Origin of the sequence: Burkholderia sp. S-53, from assembly GCF_025560745.1 — a bacterium.
GTDB classification, from domain to species: Bacteria; Pseudomonadota; Gammaproteobacteria; order Burkholderiales; family Burkholderiaceae; genus Burkholderia; species Burkholderia pyrrocinia.
In genome coordinates this window covers 70,521-94,867 of sequence record NZ_CP090483.1, presented here as the reverse complement: position 1 = coordinate 94,867, position 24,347 = coordinate 70,521, and the positions used below count along the sequence as shown (strand labels likewise).

Sequence of the window (24,347 nt, the reverse complement as noted above, 5' to 3'; positions counted from 1 at the left end):
TGGCCTGAGCCGGCATCGACCCATTTATCCATGACAAGAAATCGCTTCGTTATGCGGCGCGTCGCCACGACCCTGATCGTCGCCGGCATCATCGTCTCGCAGGCCGCCTACGCTCAGGTCACGCTCAACTTCGTGAATGCGGATATCGACCAGGTCGCGAAAGCGATCGGCGCCGCAACCGGCAAGACCATCATCGTCGACCCCCGTGTGAAGGGGCAGCTCAACCTCGTTGCCGAACGTCCGGTGCCGGAAGACCAGGCGCTGAAGACGCTGCAGTCGGCGCTGCGCATGCAGGGCTTCGCGCTCGTGCAGGATCACGGCGTGCTGAAGGTCGTGCCCGAGGCCGACGCGAAGCTGCAGGGCGTGCCGACCTATGTCGGCAATGCGCCGCAGGCGCGCGGCGACCAGGTGATCACGCAGGTGTTCGAGCTGCACAATGAATCGGCGAACAACCTGCTGCCCGTGCTGCGGCCGCTGATCTCGCCGAACAACACGGTGACGGCCTACCCGGCGAACAACACGATCGTCGTGACCGACTACGCGGACAACGTGCGCCGCATCGCGCAGATCATCTCGGGCGTCGACAGCGCCGCGGGTGCGCAGGTGCAGGTCATTCCGCTGCGCAACGCGAACGCGATCGACCTCGCCGCACAACTGCAGAAAATGCTCGACCCGGGCGCGATCGGCAACAGCGACGCAACGCTGAAGGTGTCGGTCACGGCCGACCCGCGTACCAACTCGCTGATGCTGCGTGCGTCGAGCGCCTCGCGCCTCGCGGCCGCAAAGCGCCTCGTGCAGCAGCTCGACGCGCCGAGCGCCGTGCCCGGCAACATGCACGTCGTGCCGCTGCGCAACGCCGATGCGGTGAAGCTCGCGAAGACGCTGCGCGGGATGCTCGGCAAGAGCGGCAACGACAGCGGCTCGTCGGCGTCGTCCAACGATGCGAACAGCTTCAACCAGAGCGGCGGCTCGTCGTCGAGCGGCAACTTCTCGACCGGCACGTCCGGCACGCCGCCGCTGCCGTCGGGCGGCCTCGGCGGCTCGTCGTCCTCGTCGGGGTACGGCGGCACGTCCGGCAGCGGCGGCCTCGGCACCGCCGGCCTGCTCGGCGGCGACAAGGACAAAAGCGACGACAACCAGCCGGGCGGGATGATCCAGGCCGACGCGGCGACCAACTCGCTGATCATCACCGCGTCCGATCCGGTTTACCGGAACCTGCGCTCGGTGATCGACCAGCTCGACGCGCGGCGCGCGCAGGTCTATATCGAAGCGCTGATCGTCGAGCTGAACTCGACGACGCAGGGCAACCTCGGCATCCAGTGGCAGGTGGCGAGCGGTCAGTTTCTCGGCGGCACGAACCTGGCGGCAACGGCCGGCAGCGTCGCGGGCAACAGCATCATCAACCTGACGACGGGCGGCACGGCGGCCACCACCGGGCTCGCGGCCAACCTCGCGAACCTGAACCAGGGCCTCAACATCGGCTGGCTGCACAACATGTTCGGCGTGCAGGGGCTCGGCGCGCTGCTGCAGTATTTCGCCGGCGTGAGCGACGCGAACGTGCTGTCGACGCCGAACCTGATCACGCTCGACAACGAGGAAGCGAAGATCGTCGTCGGCCAGAACGTGCCGATCGCGACCGGTTCGTATTCGAACCTGACGAGCGGCACGACGAGCAATGCGTTCAACACCTACGACCGTCGCGACGTCGGCCTGACGCTGCACGTGAAGCCGCAGATCACCGACGGCGGGATCCTGAAGCTGCAGCTCTACACGGAAGATTCGGCGGTCGTCAGCGGTACCACGAGCGCGCAGACCGGCCCGACCTTCACGAAGCGCTCGATCCAGTCGACGATCCTGGCGGACAACGGCGAGATCATCGTGCTCGGCGGTTTGATGCAGGACAACTACCAGGTGTCGAACAGCAAGGTGCCGCTGCTCGGCGACATCCCGTGGATCGGCCAGTTGTTCCGTTCGGAATCGAAGCAGCGCCAGAAGACCAACCTGATGGTGTTCCTGCGCCCCGTGATCATCTCCGATCGCAGTACCGCGCAGGCAGTCACGGCCAACCGCTACGACTACATCCAGGGCGTGACGGGCGCATACAAGTCGGATAACAACGTGATCCGCGACAAGGACGATCCGGTCGTCCCGCCGATGCCGCTCGGCCCGAGCCAGGGCGGCACGCCGGCCGGGAACCTGTTCGATCTCGACAAGATGCGCCGCCAGCAGATGCAACGCCAGGTGACACCGCCGCCCGCGCCCCAACAGGCGCCGGCGCAGCCGCAGAGCGTGCCGCAGCAGACGGTGCCGCAACAGCCGCTGACCGCCACGCCGGGAGCATCGCAGTGACCGACGTGCTCGCGTCTTCCGCCCACGACGGCGCGCCGGGCGAACGGCAGCCGCCGTCGCCGCTCGCCGCGCGCCTGTTGCCGTACGGCTTCGCGAAGAGCGGCCAGGTGCTGATCGCGCACCAGCTCGACGACACGCTCGAGGTGTGGATCAGCGAACGCACGAGCGACGCCGCGCTCGCGGAGATCGCGCGCAACTTCGGCTCGATTTCCGTGCACCGCGTGCCGGCCGACGAGCTCGCGCAGGCGATCAACCAGGCATACGCGCGCCAGGACGGCAGCGCCGCGCAGGTGGTCGGCGAGGTCGAAGGCGAAGTCGACCTGTCGCGGCTGATGCAGGACATCCCCGAAGTCGAGGATCTGCTCGAATCGGAAGACGACGCGCCGATCATCCGGATGATCAATGCGCTGCTCACGCAAGCGGCGCGCGAACAGGCGTCGGACATTCACATCGAGCCGTTCGAGAATTCGTCCGTCGTGCGTTTTCGCGTCGACGGCACGCTGCGCGACGTCGTGCGCCCGAAGAAGGCGCTGCACGGCGCACTGATCTCGCGGATCAAGATCATGGCGCAGCTCGACATTGCCGAGAAACGCCTGCCGCAGGACGGCCGCATCACGCTGCGCGTCGGCGGCCGGCCGGTCGACGTGCGCGTGTCGACGCTGCCGACCGGGCACGGCGAGCGCGCGGTGCTGCGTCTGCTGGAAAAGGATGCGAAGCGCCTGAACCTCGAAGCGCTCGGGATGGGCCGCGACACGCTCGTCCAGTTCGACAAGCTGATCGCGCGACCGCACGGCATCGTGCTCGTCACGGGCCCGACGGGCTCGGGCAAGACGACCACGCTGTATGCGTCGATGTCGCGGCTCGAAACCGCGACGACCAACATCATGACCGTCGAGGACCCGATCGAGTACGACCTCGGCGGCATCGGCCAGACGCAGGTGAACGAGCGGATCGGGATGACCTTTGCCCGTGCGCTGCGCTCGATCCTGCGCCAGGATCCGGACGTGATCATGATCGGCGAAATCCGCGACCTCGAAACCGCGCAGATCGCGGTGCAGGCGTCGCTGACGGGCCACCTCGTGCTCGCGACGCTGCACACGAACGATGCGGCTTCGGCCGTCACGCGCCTGACCGACATGGGCGTCGAGCCGTACCTGCTCGCGTCGTCGCTGCTCGGCGTGCTCGCGCAGCGCCTGGTGCGGCAGCTCTGCCCCGTCTGCAAGGAAGAGCGGCACGAGGACGGCCGTACCGTGTGGCATCCGGTCGGCTGCGACAAGTGCGGGCATTCGGGGTACGCGGGCCGGCGCGGCGTATACGAACTGCTGCTGGTCGACGACTCGATCCGCTCGCTGATCCATCGCAACGCGGCCGATGCCGAGATTCTGGCCACCGGCCGCGCGGAAGGGATGCGCACGCTGCGCGACGACGCGGAGCGCTGGCTCGCGGCCGGCGCGACGTCGCTCGAGGAAGTGTTGCGCGTGACGGGAGGCGCATAGCGCGATGCCGGCATTCCGTTTCGAAGCGATCGATGCGGCGGGACACGCGCAGAAAGGCGTCATCGATGCCGACAGCGCGCGTGCCGCGCGCGGCCAGTTGCGCACGCAGGGGCTCACGCCGCTCGTCGTCGAGCCGGCCGCCAGCGCGACGCGCGGCGCACGTACGCAGCGGCTCGCGTTCGGCCGCAAGCTGTCGCAGCGCGAACAGGCGATCCTCACGCGCCAGCTCGCGAGCCTGCTGATCGCGGGGCTGCCGCTCGACGAGGCGCTCGGCGTGCTGACCGAGCAGGCCGAACGCGACTACATCCGCGAACTGATGGCCGCGATCCGCGCCGAGGTGCTCGGCGGCCATTCGCTCGCGAATGCGCTGGGCCAGCATCCGCGCGATTTTCCGGAAATCTACCGCGCGCTCGTCGCGGCGGGCGAGCACACGGGCAAGCTCGGCATCGTGCTGTCGCGCCTGGCCGACTACATCGAGCAGAGCAACGCGCTGAAGCAGAAGATCCTGCTGGCCTTCACGTATCCGGGGATCGTCACGCTGATCGCGTTCGGCATCGTCACGTTCCTGCTGAGCTACGTGGTGCCGCAGGTCGTCAACGTGTTTGCGAGTACGAAACAGCAGTTGCCGATCCTCACGGTCGTGATGATGGCGCTGTCGGAATTCGTGCGGCACTGGTGGTGGGCGATCCTGATCGCGGTCGCGCTGATCGTGTGGTTCGTGAAGGCGACGCTGTCGCGCGACGGGCCGCGGCTCGCGTTCGACCGCTGGGTGCTGACCGCGCCGCTCGCGGGCAAGCTCGTGCGCGGCTACAACACGGTGCGCTTCGCGAGCACGCTCGGCATCCTCACCGCGGCCGGCGTGCCGATCCTGCGCGCGTTGCAGGCGGCCGGCGAGACGCTGTCGAACCGCGCGATGCGCGCGAACATCGACGATGCGATCGTGCGCGTGCGCGAAGGCTCCGCGCTGTCGCGCGCGCTGAACAACGTGAAGACGTTTCCGCCGGTGCTCGTGCACCTGATCCGTTCCGGCGAAGCGACGGGCGACGTGACGACGATGCTGGATCGCGCGGCCGAAGGCGAAGCGCGCGAGCTCGAACGCCGCACGATGTTCCTGACGAGCCTGCTCGAGCCGCTGCTGATCCTGGCGATGGGCGGCATCGTGCTCGTGATCGTGCTGGCCGTGATGCTGCCGATCATCGAGCTGAACAACATGGTGCAGTGACGGCCTGACCGGTTGGTGAGGCCGTCGCCGTTCAGCGCATGTAGATCGCGGGGGACGGCGTGTTCGCCGGGAGCTGGATTTCGGCGCGGGCGCCGTTGCGATCGACGACGATCGAGCGGGAGCGGACTTCGGCGAGCTTCGCACCAGGCGTGACGTCCGCGCCGAGCGACACGGCGCGCGGCGGTTCGCCGCCGACGCCGACGATCGCGGCGGCGCCGCGGTCGAGCGCGAGGATGCCGAACAGGTGGATGTCCTGCACGGGATTCTTGTCGAGCTGACCGCCGAAGAGCGCCGCGGCGTCCTCGGTGCGGATCGGCAGCCGCGCGGCGGCGGCGGGCAGCGGCGCTTCGCGGGCCGACAGCGTGACGACCCAGTAGGTGGCCGTCGCGCACAAACCCGCGAAGAGGGCTAGGGAAAGGATCCGGATCGAGAGCGCGTTCATGCGCGCTATTGTACGGATGTATATGAAATTTGCGTTGGGTGAAAGCCCTCGGCGATGCGCGCCTTACAATGCGTGCTCCGCGCCCGCGGGTCCGGAAGGTTGCCGTCAGGTCATCGTCCGGTGCGCCGGGTGCGTCACTCAATCGACGACATTTTTTGGAAAGAGGTAGTCAGTCATGCAAACGTGGATCACTCGCCGCAACGCGGCCGTGCGTCGTCAGCGCGGTTTCACGCTGATCGAGATCATGGTGGTGGTCGCGATCCTCGGGATCCTGGCGGCGCTGATCGTGCCGAAGATCATGAGCCGCCCGGACGAGGCGCGCCGCATCGCCGCGAAGCAGGACATCGGCACGATCATGCAGGCGCTCAAGCTGTACCGTCTCGACAACGGCCGTTATCCGAGCCAGGAGCAGGGCCTGAACGCGCTGATCCAGAAGCCGTCCACCGATCCGATCCCGAACAACTGGAAGGACGGCGGCTACCTCGAGCGCCTGCCGAACGATCCGTGGGGTAACGGGTACAAGTACCTGAACCCGGGGGTGCACGGCGAGATCGACGTATTCAGCTACGGTGCCGACGGCAAGGAAGGCGGCGAGAACAACGACTCCGACATCGGTTCGTGGCAATAAGCCGGCGCTGATCGTCCCGACGCTTCGTTCCCGCTCTTCATGCTCGCCATTCGCACGACTCCCCGCTGCGGCCGCGATTGCCGCGTGCATCGCGGCGCGGCGCCGTCCGTATCGGCGCGCGCCGATGGCGGGCCGATGAAGCACGGCGTGCGGCGCGCGCGCGGCTTCACGCTGCTCGAAATGCTGGTCGTGCTCGTGATCGCAGGGCTGCTCGTGTCGCTCGCGTCGCTGTCGCTGACGCGCAATCCGCGCACCGACCTGCGCGAGGAAGCGCAGCGCATCGCGCTGCTGTTCGAGACGGCCGGCGATGAAGCGCAGGTGCGCGCGCGTCCGATCGCGTGGCAGCCGACCGCGCACGGCTTCCGTTTCGACGTGAGCTCGCCCGACGGCTGGCGCACGCTGCGCGACGACCTGCTGCGCCCGCGCGACTGGGACGGCGGCGTCACGGGCGCCGACATCGACTACCCGGGCTCCGACACGCGCGCGAACCGCGTCGTGTTCGGCACCGAGAGCATCGACACGCCGGTGCGCGTGACGCTGCATTCGGCCGTCGGCAGCGCGACGATCGTCGGCACCGGCAACGGCCGCTACGAGGTGCAATGACGATGCGTCGTCGCCTGCCCTTCCCCGTTTCTTCATCGCACTCCGATTCCCCGCCGGGACTTCCTGCGGGGCGGGACGCTTCGTGCGGAAACCGGTCTGCGTCCGGTTTCCCCGGCGCGCGCCCTCCAAGGGGACTTCCTGCGGGGCGCGGCTTCACGATGATCGAGGTGCTGGTCGCGCTCGCGATCATCGCGGTCGCGCTCGCCGCGTCGATCCGCGCGGTCGGCACGATGGCGACCAATGCGTCCGACCTCCATCACCGGCTGCTGGCCGGCTGGAGCGCCGACAACGCGCTCGCGCAGTTGCGCCTCACACATGCGTGGCCGCAGATCGGCGACCAGAGTTTCGACTGTTCGCAAGGCAACGTGCAGCTCGTCTGCACGCAGAGCGTGAGCGCCACGCCGAATCCCGTGTTCCGGCGCGTCCGGGTTTCGGTGAGCATGCCCGGGCGCTCCGGCGTGCTCGCGCAGATGGTGACGGTGGTCGCGAATGAAACCAGCCGTCCGCTCTGACGCGCCGATGCGACGCCCGCACGCGCGCCCCGCCCGGGGCTTCACGCTGATCGAGCTGATGATCGCGATCGCGATCCTCGCGGTGGTGGCCATCCTCGCGTGGCGCGGGCTCGACCAGATCATGCGCGGCCGCGACAAGGTGGCGTCCGCGATGGAAGACGAGCGGGTGTTCGCGCAGATGTTCGACCAGATGCGCATCGACGCGCGGCTTGCCGCGACCGACGACGAGGCCGGCCAGCCGGCGATCGGCGTCGCCGGCAATACGCTGCAGATCGTTCGCGAATTCGACGTGCCGGGCGCCGCGCCGCGGCTGCAGGTGGTGCGCTACCGGATCGCCGGCGGGCGCGTGGTGCGCTATGCATCGGCGCCGATCGACGACGCGAACCGGCTGCAAGGCGTGCTGAAGGACAGCAGCGTCGAAGGCTGGAACTGGGTCGCGCTGATGGGCGGCGTCGGCGCGATCGACGCGAAGCTGTACGTGCCGCGCGTGGGCTGGACCACCAACCTGCAGACGGCCGACGAAGCGCTCGCGCAGAACAACGATGCGCTCAAGGTGCCGCAGCTCGGCAACGCGCCGCCGCAGCGCGCGGTGACGGGGCTGCAGGTCAGCATCGGCGCGACGTCGCTGCGCGTGCCGGTCACGCGCGTGTTCCTCGTCGGGGAATGACGATGCGCACGCGCCCTTACCGTCCGCTCTCCACCCGCCGCGCCGCCGCGCGCGCGCATGCACGCGGCCGCCAGCGCGGCGCCGCGATCATCACCGCGCTGCTCGTCGTCGCGCTGTCGGCGATCCTCGTATCGGGGATGCTGTGGCGCCAGCAGGTGCAGATCCGCCGCATCGAAAACCAGCGCGTGATCGCGCAGGCGCAGTGGGTCGCGCGCGGCGCGCTCGACTGGACGCGGATGATCCTGCGCTCCGAAGGCGACACGGCGCCCGGCATCACGTATCTCGGCGGAATCTGGGGCGTGCCGATCGCGAAGACGAAGCTGTCGGACTTCCTCGGCCGGATCGGTGCGCCCAACGACAACGGCGGCGAAGACACCTATATCTCCGGCTCGATCGAGGACGCGCAGGCGAAGTTCAACCTGCGCAACCTCGTGGCGTCGCCCGCGCCCGGCGTGCTGCAGCTGAACGTCACGCAGCTGCAGGCGTTCCAGCGCCTGCTGACGACGCTCGGCTACGACGGCGCGTTCGCGAAGCGCATCGCGCTGCAGGTGCGCGCGGGCCTCATGCATTCGGCGACGCGCTTCCAGATGCCGACGCTGCCCGGCGGCGGCGGCACGGCGCCGGCCACCGCGCCGGTGACCACCGACCAGCAGGGCGGCAGCGGCTTCACCGACGAGCCGGGCATGTCCGGCGGCGACCGCGGGCCCGCGCCGTTGATGATGACGAGCGCCGACAGCCTGCTCGACGTCGACGGCGTGACGCCCGAGATGGTCGCGCGGCTGCGCCCGTTCGTCACCGTGCTGCCGACCACGACGCCGGTGAACATGAACACCGCGCCGGCCGAGGTGATCGCGGCGCTGGTGCCGGGGATGAGCGTGTCGTCCGCGCAGGCGCTCGTGTCGCGCCGCGAAACCGTGTTTTTCCGCAACGTCGGTGACGTGCAGCTCGCGCTGCGCGGCGCCGGTGCGCCGAACGTGACGATCGACTCGAACCTCGTCGACGTCAATTCGAGCTATTTCATCGTGCACGGCCGAATCCAGCACGAGCGAGCGGAGGTCGATCGCACGTCGCTCGTGTATCGTGATCCGACCACGCATTCGACGCGGGTCGTGCGTATCCGCGACCAGCTATAACGACGCCATTCGGGAGAGGAGCTCTTGTGAGCACGTTGATTGTTTCTTTGCCGCCGCGCGAGCCTGCCGTGCCGTTGCAGGAATGGCAGTGGCCCGAGCTGCCGTTCACGCTCGTCGACAAGGCCGGCCACGTGCAGCGCGCGGGCCGCGCCGCGCTCGCGCTGCTGCCGCGCGCGAATGCGACGGTGCTGATCGTCGCCGCGCGCGACGTGCTGCTGCTGGCCGCGAAGGTGCCGCCGCTCAAGGGGCCGAAGCTGCGCCAGGCGCTGCCCAACATCGTCGAGGATCAGTTGATCCAGGATCCGCTCGGCTGCCACATCGCGCTCGATCCGGCCGCGCTGCCCGACGGGCGCCGCGTGCTGGCCGTCGTCGATCGCGCGTGGTTCCGCGCGATCTGCGACGCGTTCGCGGCGGCCGGCCACCGGCACCTGAGCGCGGTGCCCGCGACCCGCTGCCTGCCGGCGCCGCGTGCGTCGGCCGAAACGGTGTTGGCCGCGCCGGCGGACGGTGAAGCGGCCGACGCTGCCGATGCCGCGCTCGTCGCGGACGCCGTCGAGCCGCCCGCCCGCCCGGCGACGGTCGCCGCGGTGCTCGGGCTCGCGACGGCGGTCGAACCGGCACTCGTCGAAGCCGGTGCGCTGCCGGCCGCGGCCGGTGCGCCGCGCCTCGAACTCGCGGTCGCACGCGGCGCGCTCGGCGAAGGCTTCGCGGCGCCCGCGGCGCGCGCGGCCGGTACGCTGGCCGCGCTCGCGGGCGGCGGCGACGTCGAACTGTACGAACTCGGCGAGCCGGGCGCGGAGCCGCGGCTCGCGTCGGTCGGCCGCACCGACGGCCCGTTGCTGCCGGGCGCCGCGCCGCTGTCGTTCGACACGTTCGCGCGGTGCGCACTGACCGAGCGTTTCGATCTGTGCCAGTTCGAATTCGAGTCGCAGCCGTGGCGCTTCGACCGCGCGACGGTGAAGCGCCTGCGCGTGCCGCTCGCACTCGTCGCGGCGACGCTCGGCGTCGCGGTGATCGGGATGAACCTGCACTGGTGGAAGCTGTCGCGCGAACGCGATGCGTTGTCCGCGCAGATCACCGAGACGCTGCTGTCCGCATTCCCGAAGACGACGACGGTGCTCGATCCGCCCGCGCAGATGCAGCGCCAGCTCGACCAGCTGCGCCTGGCGGCCGGCGAGCTTTCGCCGAACGATTTCCTCGCGCTGTCGAGCGGGCTGACGCGCTCGATGGGCGCGCTGCCGCTGAACGGCATCGCGTCGCTCGACTATCACGACCGGCGGCTCGACGTCGGCTTCAAGCCGGGGGTCAAGGTCGATCCAGATTTCACGCAGCGCCTCGCGCGCAACGGACTGTCCGGCGAAGTCGACAGCAACACGGGCAAATGGACCATCCGGAGCCGCTCATGAAGACGGAACAACTGAACCAGACGCTGACCCAGTTCTGGGGTGAGCGCTCGCAGCGCGAGAAGATGCTGCTCGGCTGGGGCGGCACCGTGCTGGCAGTCGCGATCGCGTATTCGGTGCTGTGGTCGCCCGCGCAGGAGGGCCGCGCACGGATCCAGCGCGCGCTGCCGACGATGCGCCGCGAACTCGCGCAGATGACCGCCCAGGCGAACGAGGCGAAGTCGCTGTCGGCCGCCGCGCAGGGCGTCGCGCCGACCGGGCTCGCGCTGAAGGACGCGCTGACCGCGTCGCTGTCCGATCACGGGCTGCAGGGTGCGCAGGTGCAGATCGTCGGCAACGGCGTGCAGGTCCAGATGAAGAACGTGTCGTTCCCGGCGTGGACGCAGTGGCTCGACGATGCGCGCCGGCAGTTCAAGGTGCAGGTCGGCGAGGCGCACGCAACCGCATTGAAGGAAGATGGCCAGGTCGACCTGACGGCCGTGATGCAACCGTCGACGCAGAAATGACGCAGTGGATGACGCAAGTGGCGGTCGGCCGATGAGGCCGTGGACGAAGCGGCTCGCCACCGCATTGCCGTGGGTACTGGCGGGCGGACTGGCGACGGCGGTGACGCTCGTCGCGCTCGCGCCGGCCGCATGGATCGCGCCGCAGTTCGCGCGCGCGACCGGCGGGCACGTGAATCTCGTCGATCCGGACGGATCGTTGTGGCACGGCTCGGGCACGCTGATGCTCGCGCCGGGCGCCGACCAGAGCGCGGCGACGCTGCTGCCGGGCCGGGTCGAATGGACCACGCGCTTCTGGCCGTTGCTGACCGGGCGCGTGCAGATGCGCATGCGCCAGACCGACGCGATGCCCGATGCCGTCACGCTCGATGCGACGTGGCGCGGCGCGGTGCTGTCGGCGGGCACGATGGCCGTGCCCGCGTCGCTGCTCGCGGGGCTCGGCACGCCGTTCAACACGCTCGACCTGCAGGGCGACGTGCGGGTCGGCTGGACCGACTGGCGCCTGTTCGGCAACAACGCGTTCGGCCAGCTGACGGTGACGATCGATTCGATGAGTTCGCGCGTATCGCGCGTGAAGCCGCTCGGTTCGTACCGCGCGGTGCTGCAGGCGAAGGGGGCGGGCGCCGACCTCGACCTGTCGACGACGCAGGGCCCGCTGTTCCTCGACGGGCACGGCAATTTCGGCGCCGGCCAGGGATCGTTCCGCGGCAGCGCGCATGCGGCGCCCGAGCAGCAGGCGAACCTCGCGGGGCTGCTGAACCTGCTCGGCCACCCGATCGGGAACAACGAGGTCTCGCTGATCTTCGGCGACGCGATGCGCTGACGCGCGCGTCGCCCTCTTCCCTTCTTACTTCTGCGCAAGCGGCGCGGCGGCCGACGGCGCGGTAGCCGCGGGCACGGCCGCACCGGACGCCGGCACGGGCGCCGGCGCAGCCATGTCGCCCGTCTCGCGCGTCATGTCCGACGCATCCCAGCCGCCGCCGAGCGCCTTCACGAGCCCGACCGACGACGTCATCCGCTGCCCGGCGATCGTCGTGAGCTTCTGCTGCGCGGCGAACGCGGTGGTCTGCGCGGTCAGCACGTTCAGGTACGCGACCGTGCCGGCCTTGTACTGGTTCGTGACGATCGCGAGCGCTTGCTCGGCGCTGTCGACGGCCTGCCGCTGCACGTCGATTTCCTGCGCGAGGATGCGCTGCGACGCGAGGTTGTCCTCGACGTCCTGGAACGCGGTGAGCACCGCGAGGCGATAGGCGGCGACGTCCTGGTCGTAGGTTGCGCGCGCGGCGTCGGTCTGCGCGGCGCGCAGCCCCGCGTCGAACAGCGTGGCCGCAAGCTGCGGGCCGACCGTCCAGAAACGCGCCGGCAGCGTGAACAGCTGCGACCACACCGAGCTCTGGACACCGCCGGTGGCCGACAGCGTGAGCGTCGGGAAGAACGCGGCGATCGCGACGCCGATCTGCTCGTTCGCGGATGCCGCGCGGCGCTCGGCCGCCGCGATGTCGGGCCGGCGCTCGAGCAGCGCGGACGGCACGTCGACCGGCGTGATCGGCGGCTCGGCCGCGAGCGGGTTCGGCGGCAGCGAGAAAGTCGACGCCGGTTCGCCGATCAGCGTCGCGATCGCGTGCTCGAACTGCGCGCGCGCGACGCCGTTGTCGATCGACGCCGCCTGTGCGCTCTGCAGTTGCGTCTGCGCCTGGATCACGTCCGCGCGTGCGGCGACGCCCTGCGCGTACTGGTTCTGCGTGAGTTTCAGCGACTGCGCGTACGACTTCACGGTGTCGTCGAGCAGCTTCTGCAGCGCATCGGACGCGCGTAACTGGAAATAGGTTTGCGCGAGCAGCGCCTGCTGCGACAGCCGCGCGTTCGCGAGATCGGCCGCGGCGGCCGCTTCGCCGGCGCGCTGCGCGCTGACGGTACGGCTCACCTTGCCCCACAGGTCGGGTTCCCAGCTCGCGTCGAGGCCGACGCTGTAGCTGTTGCCGATCGATCCGGACGAGCCGCTGCCGAAACTCGACGACGAGCTCGACGTGCGCGGCGTGCGGGCGCGCGAGCCCGACGCGGTCAGCCCGACGGTCGGGAAATACGCGGCGCGCGCCTCGGTGACGAGCGCGCGCGCCTGCCGGTACGCGGCCGCCGATTGCGCGATGGTCTGGTTCGACGCATTGAGCTTGCCGATCAGCGCATCGAGCTGCGGATCGTTGTAGACCGTCCACCACGGGCCGCGGTCGGCGCGATCGGCGGGCTGCGCGACCTTCCAGCCGGCCGGCGCTTCCTTGAATGCGGCGGGGATCGACGTGTCGGGCCGGTGATAGTCGGGCCCGACGGCGCAGCCGGCGAGCAGCACGGCCGTCGCAACGGCGACGGCGGCGCTCAGCGGGCGAAGGGCGCGCGGGAGGGAGGCGTACGGCATCGTGGTTTTCCTGTCTGGGCGCGACGGCCGGCGAGCGGCGTCGCGCGATGCGGTCGTTGTGCCGCTGGCGGACAAATGGTAACTGACGGCGGGAAAGCTGCGCAGACCTAAGGGTACGGTGCGCGGCGGCCGGAATGTGTTACCGGCGCGAGCGGCCGGTTTACCGGCCATTACGGATCGCTTGCGGCGAGACAGGCGCGCGACGGCGGCCGCGGGGCGCGCGGCCGGCGATCGATCGGGACAAGCAGGAGGACGGGAGCGGCGCGGCGTCAGTGGCAGCGCACGGGCAGCGGGACGGGTTCGGCGGCGGGCCGCCATGACGACGGCTCCGTCGCGACCGGCTGGCTCGTGCGGCGTGCTCCGCCCTTCGCGTTGCGCTGCCGGCGATGATCGAACCATGCGAACCCGAGCGCCGCGAGCGAGCCGCCCGGCACGACCAGCATCGTCACGTACAGCGCGATCTTCCAGCCGCGGTGCGGCCCGGAAAACACATGATGAGCGGTATCGGTCAGGTTGCGGCGCAGCGCGCCGGCGGCATTTTTCAGGAACAGCATCGCGAACATCCTCGGGTGCCCGGCAGCGCGGGCGAATCGGTCAGAACATCGTCTCCGGCAGTGCAACATGCACGTCGTAACTGGTTGCCTCAAATAATATTGACTAAGCAATCATTTTTCAAGATACTGGGCGCGTTTTAACCTGAAACGCACTGTTGCTGCGCGCGCAATCGTATGAACGGCGGCCTCTACGATCCCGAGAACATCGCGCTGGAAACGAGCCTCGGCTATTACCTGTCGAAGGCGAAGCAGGCGCTCGTCGAGCGGATGGACCGCGCGCTCGAGCCGCTCGACCTCACCGCGCAGCAGATCGGCGTGATCCTGCTGCTGTCGCGTGGTTATGCGCGCACGCCGTTCGAACTGTCTCGCAAGATGTCGTACGACAGCGGTTCGATGACGCGCATGCTCGACCGGCTCGAACGCAAGGGGCTGGTCGCGCGCTCGCGCAGCGAGCAGGACCGACGGATGATCGAGCTGACGCTGACCGAACGCGGCGCCGATGCGGCCCGCGCGCTGCCGTCGCTGATCGCGACCGCGCTCAACGCGCAGCTCGACGGTTTCTCGGCCGACGAACTCGCGACGCTCACCGGCCTGCTGCAGCGCTTCATCGCCAACGGGCCCGGCACCACCGGTTGCCCGAAGCCCGACGAACCGGACTGCTGATGCGCGCGGAGGCCTCATGTCTAGGTTAAGCATTCGATTATTTCTCTGTCTGGGCAGAAGATGACCGTGCACGTGCTCCGTTTCTTTCCTGCTTCGTTCCACCCGGCCGGGCCGCGCTGCGTCGCGCACCCGTGCGTTGTGCCGGCGCGTCGTGCGCGCCGCGTCTAGGAGATTCCGATGTCCGCCACCACGGCATCCGCCGCCTCCCCCGCCGCCGAACCCGCGCCGCTGACCGGCGGGGCGCTCGCGCTGCTCACCGTCGGGCTCGCGCTCGGCACCTTCATGGAAGTGCTCGACACGTCGATCGCGAACGTCGCGGTGCCGACCATCTCGGGCAGCCTCGGCGTCGCGACGAGCGAAGGCACGTGGGTGATCTCGTCGTACTCGGTCGCGTCCGCGATCGCGGTGCCGCTGACCGGCTGGCTCGCGCGGCGGGTCGGCGAAGTGCGGCTGTTCACGCTGTCGGTGCTCGCGTTCACGATCGCGTCGGCGCTGTGCGGCTTCGCGACCAACTTCGAGACGCTGATCGCGTTCCGGCTGCTGCAGGGCCTCGTGTCGGGGCCGATGGTGCCGCTGTCGCAGACGATCCTGATGCGCAGCTACCCGCCGGCGAAGCGCGGGCTCGCGCTCGGGTTATGGGCGATGACGGTGATCGTCGCGCCGATCTTCGGCCCGCTGCTGGGCGGCTGGATCAGCGACAACTACACGTGGCCGTGGATCTTCTACATCAACCTGCCGATCGGCATCTTTTCGGCGGTCTGCGCCTACTTCCTGCTGCGCGGCCGCGAGACGAAGACGACGAAGCAGCGGATCGACGCGGTCGGCCTCGCGCTGCTCGTGATCGGCGTGTCGTGCCTGCAGATGATGCTGGACCTCGGCAAGGACCGCGACTGGTTCAACTCGTCGTTCATCGTCGCGCTCGCGTTGATCGCAGTGGTGTCGCTCGCGTTCATGCTCGTGTGGGAGGCGACCGAGAAGGAGCCCGTCGTCGACCTGTCGCTGTTCAAGGATCGCAACTTCGCGCTCGGCGCGCTGATCATCTCGTTCGGCTTCATGGCGTTCTTCGGCTCGGTCGTGATCTTCCCGCTGTGGCTGCAGACGGTGATGGGCTACACGGCCGGCAAGGCCGGCCTCGCGACCGCGCCGGTCGGGCTGCTCGCGCTCGTGCTGTCGCCGCTGATCGGCCGCAACATGCACCGGCTCGACCTGCGGATGGTCGCGAGCTTCGCGTTCATCGTGTTCGCGGGCGTGTCGCTGTGGAATGCGACGTTTACGCTCGACGTGCCGTTCAACCACGTGATCCTGCCGCGGCTCGTGCAGGGGATCGGTGTCGCGTGCTTCTTCGTGCCGATGACGACCATCACGCTGTCGAGCATCTCCGACGAGCGGCTCGCGAGCGCGTCGGGGCTGTCGAACTTCCTGCGCACGCTGTCGGGCGCGATCGGCACCGCGGCCAGCTCGACGTTCTGGGAAAACGACGCGATCTACCACCACGCGCGGCTGTCGGAATCGGTGAGCGTCTACGCGCAGAACACGACCGACTACCAGGGCGCGCTCGCGCAGCTCGGCATCGTCGGGCAGACGGCCAATGCGCAGCTCAACCAGCTCGTCACGCAGCAGGGCTTCATGATGGCGACCAACGACTTCTTCCACCTGTCGGCGGTGATGTTCATCGCACTCGCGGCGCTCGTGTGGATCACGAAGCCGAGGAAGGGCGCGGGGCCGGCGATGGGGCATTGAACGCGCGGGGGGCGGTTATTGCGCCCGCCGTTTTCGCTTCACGCCCCGGCGTTGCGGGCCGTCACTCCCGCGCCCGCAACCCGCCGAACGCGAGATCGTCGACGGGCGCGACCGGCAGCGTCGCCCGCGCCACTTCCAGCCACGCGCGTGCCGCGTGCGACAGATAGCCCTTCTTCAGCCAGCCCAGCGCGATCGCCCACGTGATCTCCGGCTCGACGATCGGCCGGCACGTGAACTGCCCGACGTCGAGCCGCCGGCAGTAAGGCTCGGGCAGCAGCGCGATACCGACGCCCGCATGCACGAGCGCGGCCATGAAATCCCAGTGGCCGCTGCGGCTCACGATCGACGGCGTGAAGCCGACCTGCCGGCACGCATCGAGCACCGCGTCGTGCAGCGCGAGGCTTTCCGCATAGAACACGAACGACTCGCGCGCGAGATCCGCGAGCGGCACGGCCGCGTGATCCTCCCAGCGCGACTCGCGCGGCGCGACCAGCCACAGCGGCGCGTGTACCATCGGCAGCCGCTCGAACACGGCCGGGTCGACCGGCTCCAGCAGCCCGCCCAGCTCCAGCTCGCCCGACATCAGCGCCGCCTCGATCATCCGCGCGCCCTGCTCGAACAGCTTCAGCTCGATGTTCGGATAACGCTGCTTGTACGCGGCGATGATCGGCGTGAACAGCGACCCGCCGAGCGGCGGGACCCCGATCGTCAGCTCGCCGCGCCCGAGCGTGCCGAGATCGTTCAGCTCCGACTGCAGCTGCGCCTGCGCGGCAAGCACGTCCTGGCCGCGCTGGAACACGATCCGCCCCGCGTCGGTCAGCACCATCTGCCGGCCGTCGCGCAGCAGCAGCGGCGAACCGATCTCGTCCTCGAGCGCCTTCACCATCTTGCTGATGGTCGGCTGGGTCACGAACAGCTTGTCGGCCGCCGCGGTGAAGCTCTGCTGGCGGACCACCTCGACGAAGTACCGCAGCGCGCGCAATTCCATCGAAAACTCCCCAAGTTGGTGCAACGATCCAAACTGAATTCCAAACTGGAATGTAAAGGATAGAGACAAGTCATTTTATTTATGGTTAGGGGAAACCCTATACTCACACCATCGACGAAATATCCGTATGGAGCCTGCCATGACCAAGCCGACCGCTACTGCCGCCGCCCGCCCCGCCGCCTCGGGCAGCATGACGCGCGCGGGCCGGATCGCGCTGCAGGCCGCTGCGCTCGGCGCGCTGTGGATGGCCGTCGACTGGGCCGTGCGGACGATCGGGCTGCCGATTCCGTCCGGCGTGGTCGGCCTCGCGGTGCTCCTCGTGCTGCTGTTCTCGGGCCGCGTCGCGCCCGCGTGGGTGAAGGACGGCGCGAACTGGCTGCTGTCCGACATGCTGCTGTTCTTCGTGCCGGCCGCCGTCGCGGCCGTCCAGTACGGCGGGCTGTTCCGCGAGGACGGCTGGCGCATCGCGCTGGTGATGCTCGCGGGCACCGCGTTCGTGATGGTCGCGGTGGCCGTCGCGGTCGATCTCGCCGCGAAGCTCGAGCGCCGGTTGGCCGTGCAGCGCGTGTTCGCCGAACGCCGCCGTGCGCGCCTGAGCACCGCGCCCGCCCACTGAGCCGGAGCCGCGCATGCCTGCCTTGCTGTCCAACCTGTCCGCCGACCACGTGAATACCGCGATCTCGTTCGGCTGCTTCGTGCTGACGGTCGTGCTGTATGTCGCGTCGAAGCGGCTCTACGCGTACAGGAAGACGCTGCTGTTCTCGCCGCTCGTGTTCGTGCCGGGCGTGCTGGTGCTGCTCGTCCTGCTGACCGGGATCCCGTATTCGGTCTACTTCCGCGACACGCGCTGGCTGATGTGGCTGCTCGGCCCGGCGACGATCGCGTTCGCGGTGCCGATCTATGAATATCGCGACCTGATCCGCCGGCACTGGCTGTCGCTGTCGGTCGGCGTCGCGGTCGGGATCGGCGCGGGCGTGTGCGGGTCGCTGCTGCTCGCGAAGCTGCTGCACCTGTCGCCCGAACTGCAGCGCTCGCTGATGACGCGCTCGGTGTCGACGCCGTTCGCGCTTGCCGTGTCGGACAAGATCCACGCGCCGAAGGACCTCACCGCCCTGTTCGTGATCGCGACCGGCATCTGCGGGATGCTGCTCGGCGAGATCGTCCTCGCGCTCGTGCCGATGCGCACGCGGCTCGCGCGCGGCGCGCTGTTCGGCGCGGCCGCCCACGGCGTGGGCACCGCGAAGGCGCGCGAGATCGGCAGCGAGGAAGGCGTCGTGTCGAGCCTCACGATGATGATCGCCGGCGTCGCGATGGTGCTGATCGCGCCGCTGCTGACGCTGCTGCCGATCTGACGGCCCGCGCCGGGCGGCCGACGCCCGCCGGGCATGCCCGGCCGCGCCCGGAATGACCGTCCTGCGCGTCCGCCCCCACCCTGCAGCGAGCCGACGCCCGGCCGACAATCGGCTGAGATAGCCGCAAATCCCCCCTCTTTTCCGCCCATCGGGCTCGGCCCGGATGCCGAACAATGCATGCTACGAGACATCACGCACGCATTCACATGGCCTCCACGACCGCAAACCCGACCGCCGACAAGCCGGCTTCGTCCGGCAAGTTCAAGCGCATCGCGCTCATCGCCGTCATCGCGCTGGGCGCGGCCGCCGCCGCAGCCGGCGGCATGTACGTGTTCCTGAGCAAGGCAGGCGTCGGCCATGCGAGCGCGCCCGCCGAGCCGGCGCCGCTTGCCGCGCCGGTGTTCTTCCCGCTCGACCCGCTCACCGTGAACCTGCAGTCGGACGACGGCGCGCAGCATTACCTGCGCGTCGGCCTGTCGCTGAAGCTCACCGACCCGAAGGCGCAGGAGCAACTGACCGCGCGGATGCCGGAGATCCGCAGCCGGATCCTGCTCGCGCTGTCGAACAAGCATCCCGAGGAACTCGCGACGCCGGACGGCAAACGTTCGCTCTCGAAGGAACTGCGGGAACTGATCGAGCAGCCGACGCAGCCGGGCAACCAGCGCGCGAAGGTCGACGACGTGTTGTTTACCGAATTCGTCGTCCAGTAACGCGGCCGCGAAAGGAGCGCGCATGGGCCACCAGGAGTTCATGTCCCAGGAGGAGGTCGATGCCCTCCTCAAGGGCGTCACGGGCGAAACCGATGCAGTCGACGAGCAGCGCGACACATCGGGCGTCCGCCCCTACAACATCGCGACGCAGGAGCGGATCGTCCGCGGCCGGATGCCCGGCCTCGAGATCATCAACGACCGCTTCGCGCGGCTGCTGCGGATCGGCATCTTCAACTTCATGCGGCGCACGGCGGAAATCTCCGTGAGCCAGGTGAAGGTGCAGAAGTACAGCGAGTTCACCCGCAACCTGCCGATCCCGACGAACCTGAACCTCGTGCACGTGAAGCCGCTGCGCGGCACGTCGCTGTTCGTGTTCGACCCGAACCTCGTGTTCTTCGTCGTCGACAACCTGTTCGGCGGCGACGGGCGCTTTCACACGCGCGTCGAAGGCCGCGATTTCACGGCCACCGAGCAGCGGATCATCGGCAAGCTGCTGAACCTCGTGTTCGAGCACTACGCGACCGCATGGAAGAGCGTCCGGCCGCTGCAGTTCGAGTTCGTGCGCTCGGAGATGCACACGCAGTTCGCGAACGTCGCGACGCCGAACGAGATCGTGATCGTCACGCAGTTCTCGATCGAGTTCGGTCCGACGGGCGGCACGCTGCACATCTGCATGCCGTACTCGATGATCGAGCCGATCCGCGACGTGCTCAGTTCGCCGATCCAGGGCGAGGCGCTCGAAGTCGACCGCCGCTGGGTGCGCGTGCTGTCGCAGCAGGTGCAGGCCGCCGAAGTCGAGCTGAGCGCGAATCTCGCCGAGATCCCGTCGACGTTCGAGAAGATCCTGAACCTACGCGCGGGCGACGTGCTGCCGCTGGAGATCACCGACACGATCACCGCGAAGGTCGACGGCGTGCCGGTGATGGAATGCGGCTACGGAATTTTCAATGGTCAATATGCGTTGCGCGTGCAGAAGATGATCAGCGCGGGCGACACGATGAAGGAAGGTGGATATGAGTGAGCTGAACCAGACGCCCGAGGACGACGTGCAGGCGATGGCCGATGCGGCCCTCGCGGCATCGGCCGCCGATGCGCAGCCGGCACCGGCCGCTGCGGAAGAGGAACAGGGCATCGACGACTGGGCCGCCGCGCTCGCCGAGCAGAACCATCAGCCGGTGCAGCCGGGCGCGACCGGCGCCGGCGTGTTCCAGCCGCTGTCGAAGGCTGCGGCGAGCTCGACGCACAACGACATCGAGATGATCCTCGACATCCCGGTCAAGATGACCGTGGAGCTCGGCCGCACGAAGATCGCGATCCGCAACCTGCTGCAGCTCGCGCAGGGCTCGGTGGTCGAACTCGACGGCATGGCCGGCGAGCCGATGGACGTGCTCGTGAACGGCTGCCTGATCGCGCAGGGCGAGGTCGTGGTCGTCAACGACAAGTTCGGCATCCGTCTCACCGACATCATCACGCCGGCCGAACGCATCCGGAAGCTGAACCGGTGAGCATCGCGCAGCCCGGCCGCCGCGCACGCATCGCGATCGCGGCGGCGCTTGCCGTCGTGGCGACGCTCGCCTGCGCGCCGGCCGGCGCCGCCGACATGAACGCGGTGAACAATGCAGGTTCGATCGCGTCGAGCGTGATGGTCGGCTCGGCCGCGCCGTCGCTCGGCATCGGCGCGGTGCTGCAGACGCTCGTCGGGCTCGCGGTCGTGATCGGTCTCGTGTTCGCGTGCGCATGGCTCGCGCGCCGCTTCGGCTTCCAGCCCGCGCGGCGCGGCGGCCCGCTGAAGGTCGTGTCGAGCGTCGGGCTCGGCGCGAAGGAAAGCGCGACGATCGTCGAGATCGGCGACACCTGGCTCGTGCTCGGCGTCGCGCCGGGCAACGTGCGGCTGCTGCATACGCTGCCGGCCGGCCAGGCTTCGGCCACCGCCACCGCGGCATCGGGTTCGGCGGACGCGCCTGCCGCCGCTTCGCTCGAAGGCAGCCTGCCCGGCACGTTCGGTTCGCGGTTTCGCGACGCACTCGCGGGCGAAGCCGCGAAGCGGCTCGGTCGCGGCAAGGACCGCTGACATGACGCCGCGCCCTCTTTCCGTTCCCGCAATCCGATGAAACACGAATTCCTGCGTCGCGCGGCGCGCGTCGCGCCCGTGCTGATCCTCTGCCTAGCCCCCGCGCTCGCGTGCGCGCAGGCGAACGGCCTGCCCGCGTTCAACGCGAGCCCGGGCCCGCACGGCGGTACTACCTATTCGCTGAGCGTGCAGACGATGCTGCTGCTCACGATGCTGTCGTTCCTGCCGGCGATGGTACTGATGATGACGAGCTTCACGCGCATCATCATCGTGCTGTCGCTGCTGCGCCAGGCGCTCGGCACCGCGACGACGCCGCCGAACCAGGTGCTCGTCGGCCTTGCGATGTTCCTCACCTTCTTCGTGATGTCGCCGGTGCTCGACCGCGCGTACAACGACGGCTACAAGCCGTTCTCCGACGGCGCGATGCCGATGGAGCAGGCCGTGCAGCGCGGCATCGCGCCGTTCAAGACCTTCATGCTGAAACAGACCCGCGAGACCGATCTCGCGCTGTTCGCGAAGATCTCGAAGGCGGCGCCGATGCAGGGGCCCGAGGACGTGCCGCTGTCGCTGCTGGTGCCCGCGTTCGTCACGAGCGAGCTGAAGACGGGTTTCCAGATCGGCTTCACGGTCTTCATCCCGTTCCTGATCATCGACATGGTCGTCGCGAGCGTGCTGATGTCGATGGGGATGATGATGGTGTCGCCGTCCACCGTGTCGCTGCCGTTCAAGCTGATGCTGTTCGTGCTGGTCGACGGCTGGCAATTGCTGATCGGCTCGCTCGCGCAGAGCTTCACCTGAGCAGCGGAGGAATCGCGCGATGACGCCCGAACAAGTGATGACCCTCGCGCACCACGCGATGATGGTCGGCCTGCTGCTCGCCGCCCCGCTGCTGCTGGTCGCGCTCGCGGTCGGCCTCGTCGTGAGCCTGTTCCAGGCCGCGACCCAGATCAACGAGTCGACGCTGTCGTTCATCCCGAAGCTGCTCGCGGTGGCCGCGACGCTCGTGATCGCCGGCCCGTGGATGCTGACGACGATGCTCGACTACCTGCGGCAGACGCTGCTGCACGTCGCGACGCTCGGCGTCGGCTGAGCCGCGCGCACCACCCGGCGGCGATGTTCTCGGTTACCTACGCGCAACTCAACGGCTGGCTCACCGCCTTCCTGTGGCCGTTCGTGCGGATGCTCGCGCTCGTCGCGACGGCGCCCGTCGTCGGTCACGCGGCAGTGCCCATGCGCGTGAAGATCGGCCTCGCCGCGTTCATGGCGCTGGTCGTCGCGCCGACGCTCGGCGCGATGCCGGATGTCACCGTGTTCTCCGCGCAGGGCATCTGGATCGTCGTCACGCAGTTCCTGATCGGCATCGCGATGGGCTTCACGATGCAGCTCGTGTTCGCGGCCGTCGAGGCGGCCGGCGACTTCATCGGGTTGTCGATGGGCCTCGGCTTCGCCACCTTCTTCGATCCGCATACGAGCGGCGCGACGCCCGTGATGGGGCGCTTCCTGAACGCGGTCGCGATGCTCGCGTTCCTCGCGGTGGACGGCCACCTGCAGGTGTTCGCTGCGCTTGCCGCATCGTTCCAGTCGCTGCCGGTGTCGGCCGACCTGCTGCACGCGCCCGGCTGGCGCACGCTCGCCGCGTTCGGCGCGACCGTGTTCGAGATGGGGCTGCTGCTCGCGCTGCCGGTGGTCGCGGCGCTGCTGATCGCGAACCTCGCGCTCGGCATCCTGAACCGCGCGGCGCCACAGATCGGCGTGTTCCAGATCGGCTTTCCCGTCACGATGCTGGTCGGGCTGTTGCTCGTGCAGCTGATGGTGCCGAACCTCGTGCCGTTCGTGTCGCACCTGTTCGACGTGGGGCTCGACGCGACGGGGCGCGTGCTGCTCGGCTGGCGCTGAGGCGCGGGTCATTCGTCCCGAGGTACAGGCGCTGCTTCGGCCGAGGCATCACGATTTCGAGTGGATTCAGGGCCTATTCATCCGGCCAATTGCCGACGATTCTACCGATTGACCCGGGAATGATGCGTTCGCGTCAGATGAGGATACTTGCCAGCGTGTTGCGGGCGGCATGGGCGGTGGCGACGACCAAAAAGGGACGGCCACCGGGATAATCACGCAGCACGAAGACCGTTGCGAAAATCAGCCCGCCCCATAAAGCGATTGTCGCGTACAGGATGCTGTAGCCGTGCGTTGCACCGAACACAAGAGTTGAAGCACCGATGGCCGACCAAACACTCGCTCCGAATGTGCGGCGAATCAACCGAATGGGAAGCCACTGGAAAAGAAATGTTTCGACTATCGGAGCAACGAGTGAGCCAACAAACAGGCGGGTCAATAGGTCGTACTTCACTATTTCAGGCAGCGCACCGGAGGAGGGGGCGAATGGAAGTCCGAATACAAACTGGCCACCCCAGACAACAATGCCGGCGACGTATGTGAGAACCCAAGTCAGAAGCGCGGAAACGAGCACCGGGCTACGCGAGATAGTGCGAATCACACTGTTATCAGAGCAGTCTTCCATCGCAATTCGCCACCAATTAAAAAGGAAGTCTTTAAATAAAATCTCGCCAATGAAAGTATTCGAAAATATAGCACTCGATATTTTAGGAAAGCCTCAGACCTACCTCTGCCCGACACTCCAAAGTGAGCGGCATCATCAAAATTACTGACCGTCTGCGTCGTTTCCTTGGTTGTTAAAGTCGCCCATAGCGTTGTACATAGTTATATCGTTGATCTCCATTTTATTTCTCGAAATCCAGTCAATAGTATATTTAATCAAATCGTACGTCGCATCCAGTCCCTTGCTTACAAACCAGCCAATAATGGCACCCTGCACCATGCCATTACCCGCGCTGACCAAGTTAATTTCATCGTCCGTCAAGAGTTCCATTCTCACCCTCCGAT

Annotated in this window: 28 protein-coding genes; 22 read left to right on the top strand and 6 right to left on the bottom strand. The window is 68.4% G+C overall.

What is annotated here, in order from left to right; translation table 11 throughout:
- Positions 1-30 precede the first annotated feature (30 nt).
- The 3 genes from gspD to gspF are packed head-to-tail and all read left to right on the top strand — an operon-like array spanning position 31 to position 5,067.
- Positions 31-2,349: a type II secretion system secretin GspD gene (gspD, locus tag LXM88_RS05470; protein ID WP_262539302.1), complete on the top strand. Its 2,319-nt coding sequence runs from the start codon at positions 31-33 to the stop codon at positions 2,347-2,349.
- On the top strand, positions 2,346-3,845 hold the full coding sequence (gspE, locus tag LXM88_RS05465; protein ID WP_262539301.1) for a type II secretion system ATPase GspE: 1,500 nt from the start codon (positions 2,346-2,348) through the stop codon (positions 3,843-3,845). Before gspD ends, gspE begins: the two co-directional genes overlap by 4 nt.
- A gap of 4 nt (positions 3,846-3,849) precedes the next feature.
- Entirely contained in the window at positions 3,850-5,067 is a 1,218-nt protein-coding gene (gene gspF / locus LXM88_RS05460) for a type II secretion system inner membrane protein GspF (RefSeq protein WP_034183807.1), read from the top strand.
- Between the two features lie 31 nt (positions 5,068-5,098).
- Here gspF and LXM88_RS05455 read toward each other — a convergent pair whose 3' ends face one another.
- Positions 5,099-5,509, bottom strand: a complete 411-nt coding sequence (locus LXM88_RS05455) for a general secretion pathway protein GspC (RefSeq protein ID WP_262539300.1) — start codon at positions 5,507-5,509, stop codon at positions 5,099-5,101.
- Positions 5,510-5,684: 175 nt separating this feature from the next.
- Here LXM88_RS05455 and gspG point away from each other — a divergent pair, with 175 nt between their 5' ends.
- The 8 genes from gspG to LXM88_RS05415 all read left to right on the top strand — a co-directional run bounded on the left by gspG (position 5,685) and on the right by LXM88_RS05415 (position 11,781).
- Positions 5,685-6,137 carry a type II secretion system major pseudopilin GspG gene (gene gspG / locus LXM88_RS05450; protein WP_262539299.1) on the top strand — a complete coding sequence of 151 codons (453 nt, stop codon included), beginning with the start codon at positions 5,685-5,687 and terminating at the stop codon, positions 6,135-6,137.
- Between the two features lie 39 nt (positions 6,138-6,176).
- Positions 6,177-6,740: a GspH/FimT family pseudopilin gene (locus LXM88_RS05445; RefSeq protein WP_262539298.1), complete on the top strand. Its 564-nt coding sequence runs from the start codon at positions 6,177-6,179 to the stop codon at positions 6,738-6,740.
- A 158-nt stretch (positions 6,741-6,898) separates the two neighbouring features.
- Positions 6,899-7,252, top strand: a complete 354-nt coding sequence (gene gspI / locus LXM88_RS05440; protein ID WP_141684889.1) for a type II secretion system minor pseudopilin GspI — start codon at positions 6,899-6,901, stop codon at positions 7,250-7,252.
- A 7-nt stretch (positions 7,253-7,259) separates the two neighbouring features.
- The gene (locus tag LXM88_RS05435; protein WP_412524126.1) at positions 7,260-7,919 is read left to right on the top strand and encodes a PulJ/GspJ family protein; all 660 of its coding nucleotides are present in this window, start codon (positions 7,260-7,262) and stop codon (positions 7,917-7,919) included.
- Between the two features lie 2 nt (positions 7,920-7,921).
- A complete protein-coding gene (gene gspK, locus LXM88_RS05430) occupies positions 7,922-9,052 on the top strand; it encodes a type II secretion system minor pseudopilin GspK (RefSeq protein ID WP_262539296.1) in 1,131 nt (376 codons plus the stop codon).
- Between the two features lie 26 nt (positions 9,053-9,078).
- Positions 9,079-10,458, top strand: a complete 1,380-nt coding sequence (gene gspL / locus LXM88_RS05425; protein WP_262539295.1) for a type II secretion system protein GspL — start codon at positions 9,079-9,081, stop codon at positions 10,456-10,458.
- A complete protein-coding gene (locus LXM88_RS05420) occupies positions 10,455-10,961 on the top strand; it encodes a type II secretion system protein M (protein WP_262539294.1) in 507 nt (168 codons plus the stop codon). Before gspL ends, LXM88_RS05420 begins: the two co-directional genes overlap by 4 nt.
- A gap of 31 nt (positions 10,962-10,992) precedes the next feature.
- Complete coding sequence (locus tag LXM88_RS05415) at positions 10,993-11,781, top strand: type II secretion system protein N (protein ID WP_262539293.1); 789 nt, start codon at positions 10,993-10,995, stop codon at positions 11,779-11,781.
- 24 nt (positions 11,782-11,805) lie between these two features.
- On the opposite strand, the gene LXM88_RS05410 is transcribed toward LXM88_RS05415, so the two are convergent.
- Both LXM88_RS05410 and LXM88_RS05405 read right to left on the bottom strand, forming a co-directional pair.
- The gene (locus LXM88_RS05410; RefSeq protein WP_262539292.1) at positions 11,806-13,368 is read right to left on the bottom strand and encodes an efflux transporter outer membrane subunit; all 1,563 of its coding nucleotides are present in this window, start codon (positions 13,366-13,368) and stop codon (positions 11,806-11,808) included.
- A 269-nt stretch (positions 13,369-13,637) separates the two neighbouring features.
- Positions 13,638-13,922 carry a multidrug ABC transporter ATPase gene (locus tag LXM88_RS05405; protein ID WP_262539291.1) on the bottom strand — a complete coding sequence of 95 codons (285 nt, stop codon included), beginning with the start codon at positions 13,920-13,922 and terminating at the stop codon, positions 13,638-13,640.
- Positions 13,923-14,096: 174 nt separating this feature from the next.
- On the opposite strand from LXM88_RS05405, the gene LXM88_RS05400 reads away from it, so the two are divergent.
- Both LXM88_RS05400 and LXM88_RS05395 read left to right on the top strand, forming a co-directional pair.
- The gene (locus LXM88_RS05400; protein WP_262539290.1) at positions 14,097-14,585 is read left to right on the top strand and encodes a MarR family winged helix-turn-helix transcriptional regulator; all 489 of its coding nucleotides are present in this window, start codon (positions 14,097-14,099) and stop codon (positions 14,583-14,585) included.
- A gap of 177 nt (positions 14,586-14,762) precedes the next feature.
- The gene (locus LXM88_RS05395) at positions 14,763-16,325 is read left to right on the top strand and encodes a DHA2 family efflux MFS transporter permease subunit (protein ID WP_047899419.1); all 1,563 of its coding nucleotides are present in this window, start codon (positions 14,763-14,765) and stop codon (positions 16,323-16,325) included.
- A gap of 61 nt (positions 16,326-16,386) precedes the next feature.
- Here the strand turns inward: LXM88_RS05395 and LXM88_RS05390 are convergent, their stop codons facing one another.
- A complete protein-coding gene (locus tag LXM88_RS05390) occupies positions 16,387-17,313 on the bottom strand; it encodes a LysR family transcriptional regulator (RefSeq protein ID WP_262539289.1) in 927 nt (308 codons plus the stop codon).
- Positions 17,314-17,452: 139 nt separating this feature from the next.
- On the opposite strand from LXM88_RS05390, the gene LXM88_RS05385 reads away from it, so the two are divergent.
- The 9 genes from LXM88_RS05385 (at position 17,453) to fliR (ending at position 23,342) form a co-directional block, all read left to right on the top strand.
- Positions 17,453-17,929, top strand: coding sequence for a CidA/LrgA family protein (locus tag LXM88_RS05385; protein WP_262539288.1), 477 nt, complete (start codon positions 17,453-17,455; stop codon positions 17,927-17,929).
- 13 nt (positions 17,930-17,942) lie between these two features.
- A complete protein-coding gene (locus LXM88_RS05380; RefSeq protein WP_262539287.1) occupies positions 17,943-18,665 on the top strand; it encodes an LrgB family protein in 723 nt (240 codons plus the stop codon).
- A 173-nt stretch (positions 18,666-18,838) separates the two neighbouring features.
- Positions 18,839-19,375 carry a flagellar basal body-associated protein FliL gene (fliL, locus tag LXM88_RS05375; protein ID WP_262539286.1) on the top strand — a complete coding sequence of 179 codons (537 nt, stop codon included), beginning with the start codon at positions 18,839-18,841 and terminating at the stop codon, positions 19,373-19,375.
- 22 nt (positions 19,376-19,397) lie between these two features.
- Positions 19,398-20,396 carry a flagellar motor switch protein FliM gene (gene fliM / locus LXM88_RS05370; RefSeq protein WP_262539285.1) on the top strand — a complete coding sequence of 333 codons (999 nt, stop codon included), beginning with the start codon at positions 19,398-19,400 and terminating at the stop codon, positions 20,394-20,396.
- Complete coding sequence (gene fliN / locus LXM88_RS05365; RefSeq protein ID WP_262539284.1) at positions 20,389-20,880, top strand: flagellar motor switch protein FliN; 492 nt, start codon at positions 20,389-20,391, stop codon at positions 20,878-20,880. The genes fliM and fliN overlap by 8 nt, the downstream gene beginning before the upstream one ends.
- Positions 20,877-21,446, top strand: coding sequence for a flagellar biosynthetic protein FliO (gene fliO / locus LXM88_RS05360; RefSeq protein ID WP_262539283.1), 570 nt, complete (start codon positions 20,877-20,879; stop codon positions 21,444-21,446). The genes fliN and fliO overlap by 4 nt, the downstream gene beginning before the upstream one ends.
- A 36-nt stretch (positions 21,447-21,482) precedes the next feature.
- A complete protein-coding gene (gene fliP, locus LXM88_RS05355; protein WP_262539282.1) occupies positions 21,483-22,244 on the top strand; it encodes a flagellar type III secretion system pore protein FliP in 762 nt (253 codons plus the stop codon).
- Positions 22,245-22,263: 19 nt separating this feature from the next.
- Entirely contained in the window at positions 22,264-22,536 is a 273-nt protein-coding gene (gene fliQ, locus LXM88_RS05350; RefSeq protein WP_096472095.1) for a flagellar biosynthesis protein FliQ, read from the top strand.
- 23 nt (positions 22,537-22,559) lie between these two features.
- Complete coding sequence (gene fliR / locus LXM88_RS05345; RefSeq protein ID WP_262539281.1) at positions 22,560-23,342, top strand: flagellar biosynthetic protein FliR; 783 nt, start codon at positions 22,560-22,562, stop codon at positions 23,340-23,342.
- Between the two features lie 133 nt (positions 23,343-23,475).
- Here fliR and LXM88_RS05340 read toward each other — a convergent pair whose 3' ends face one another.
- Both LXM88_RS05340 and LXM88_RS05335 read right to left on the bottom strand, forming a co-directional pair.
- Positions 23,476-23,964, bottom strand: a complete 489-nt coding sequence (locus tag LXM88_RS05340; protein WP_262539280.1) for a CPBP family glutamic-type intramembrane protease — start codon at positions 23,962-23,964, stop codon at positions 23,476-23,478.
- Between the two features lie 141 nt (positions 23,965-24,105).
- Positions 24,106-24,333, bottom strand: a complete 228-nt coding sequence (locus tag LXM88_RS05335; protein ID WP_262539279.1) for a hypothetical protein — start codon at positions 24,331-24,333, stop codon at positions 24,106-24,108.
- Between the last annotated feature and the right edge of the window lie 14 nt (positions 24,334-24,347).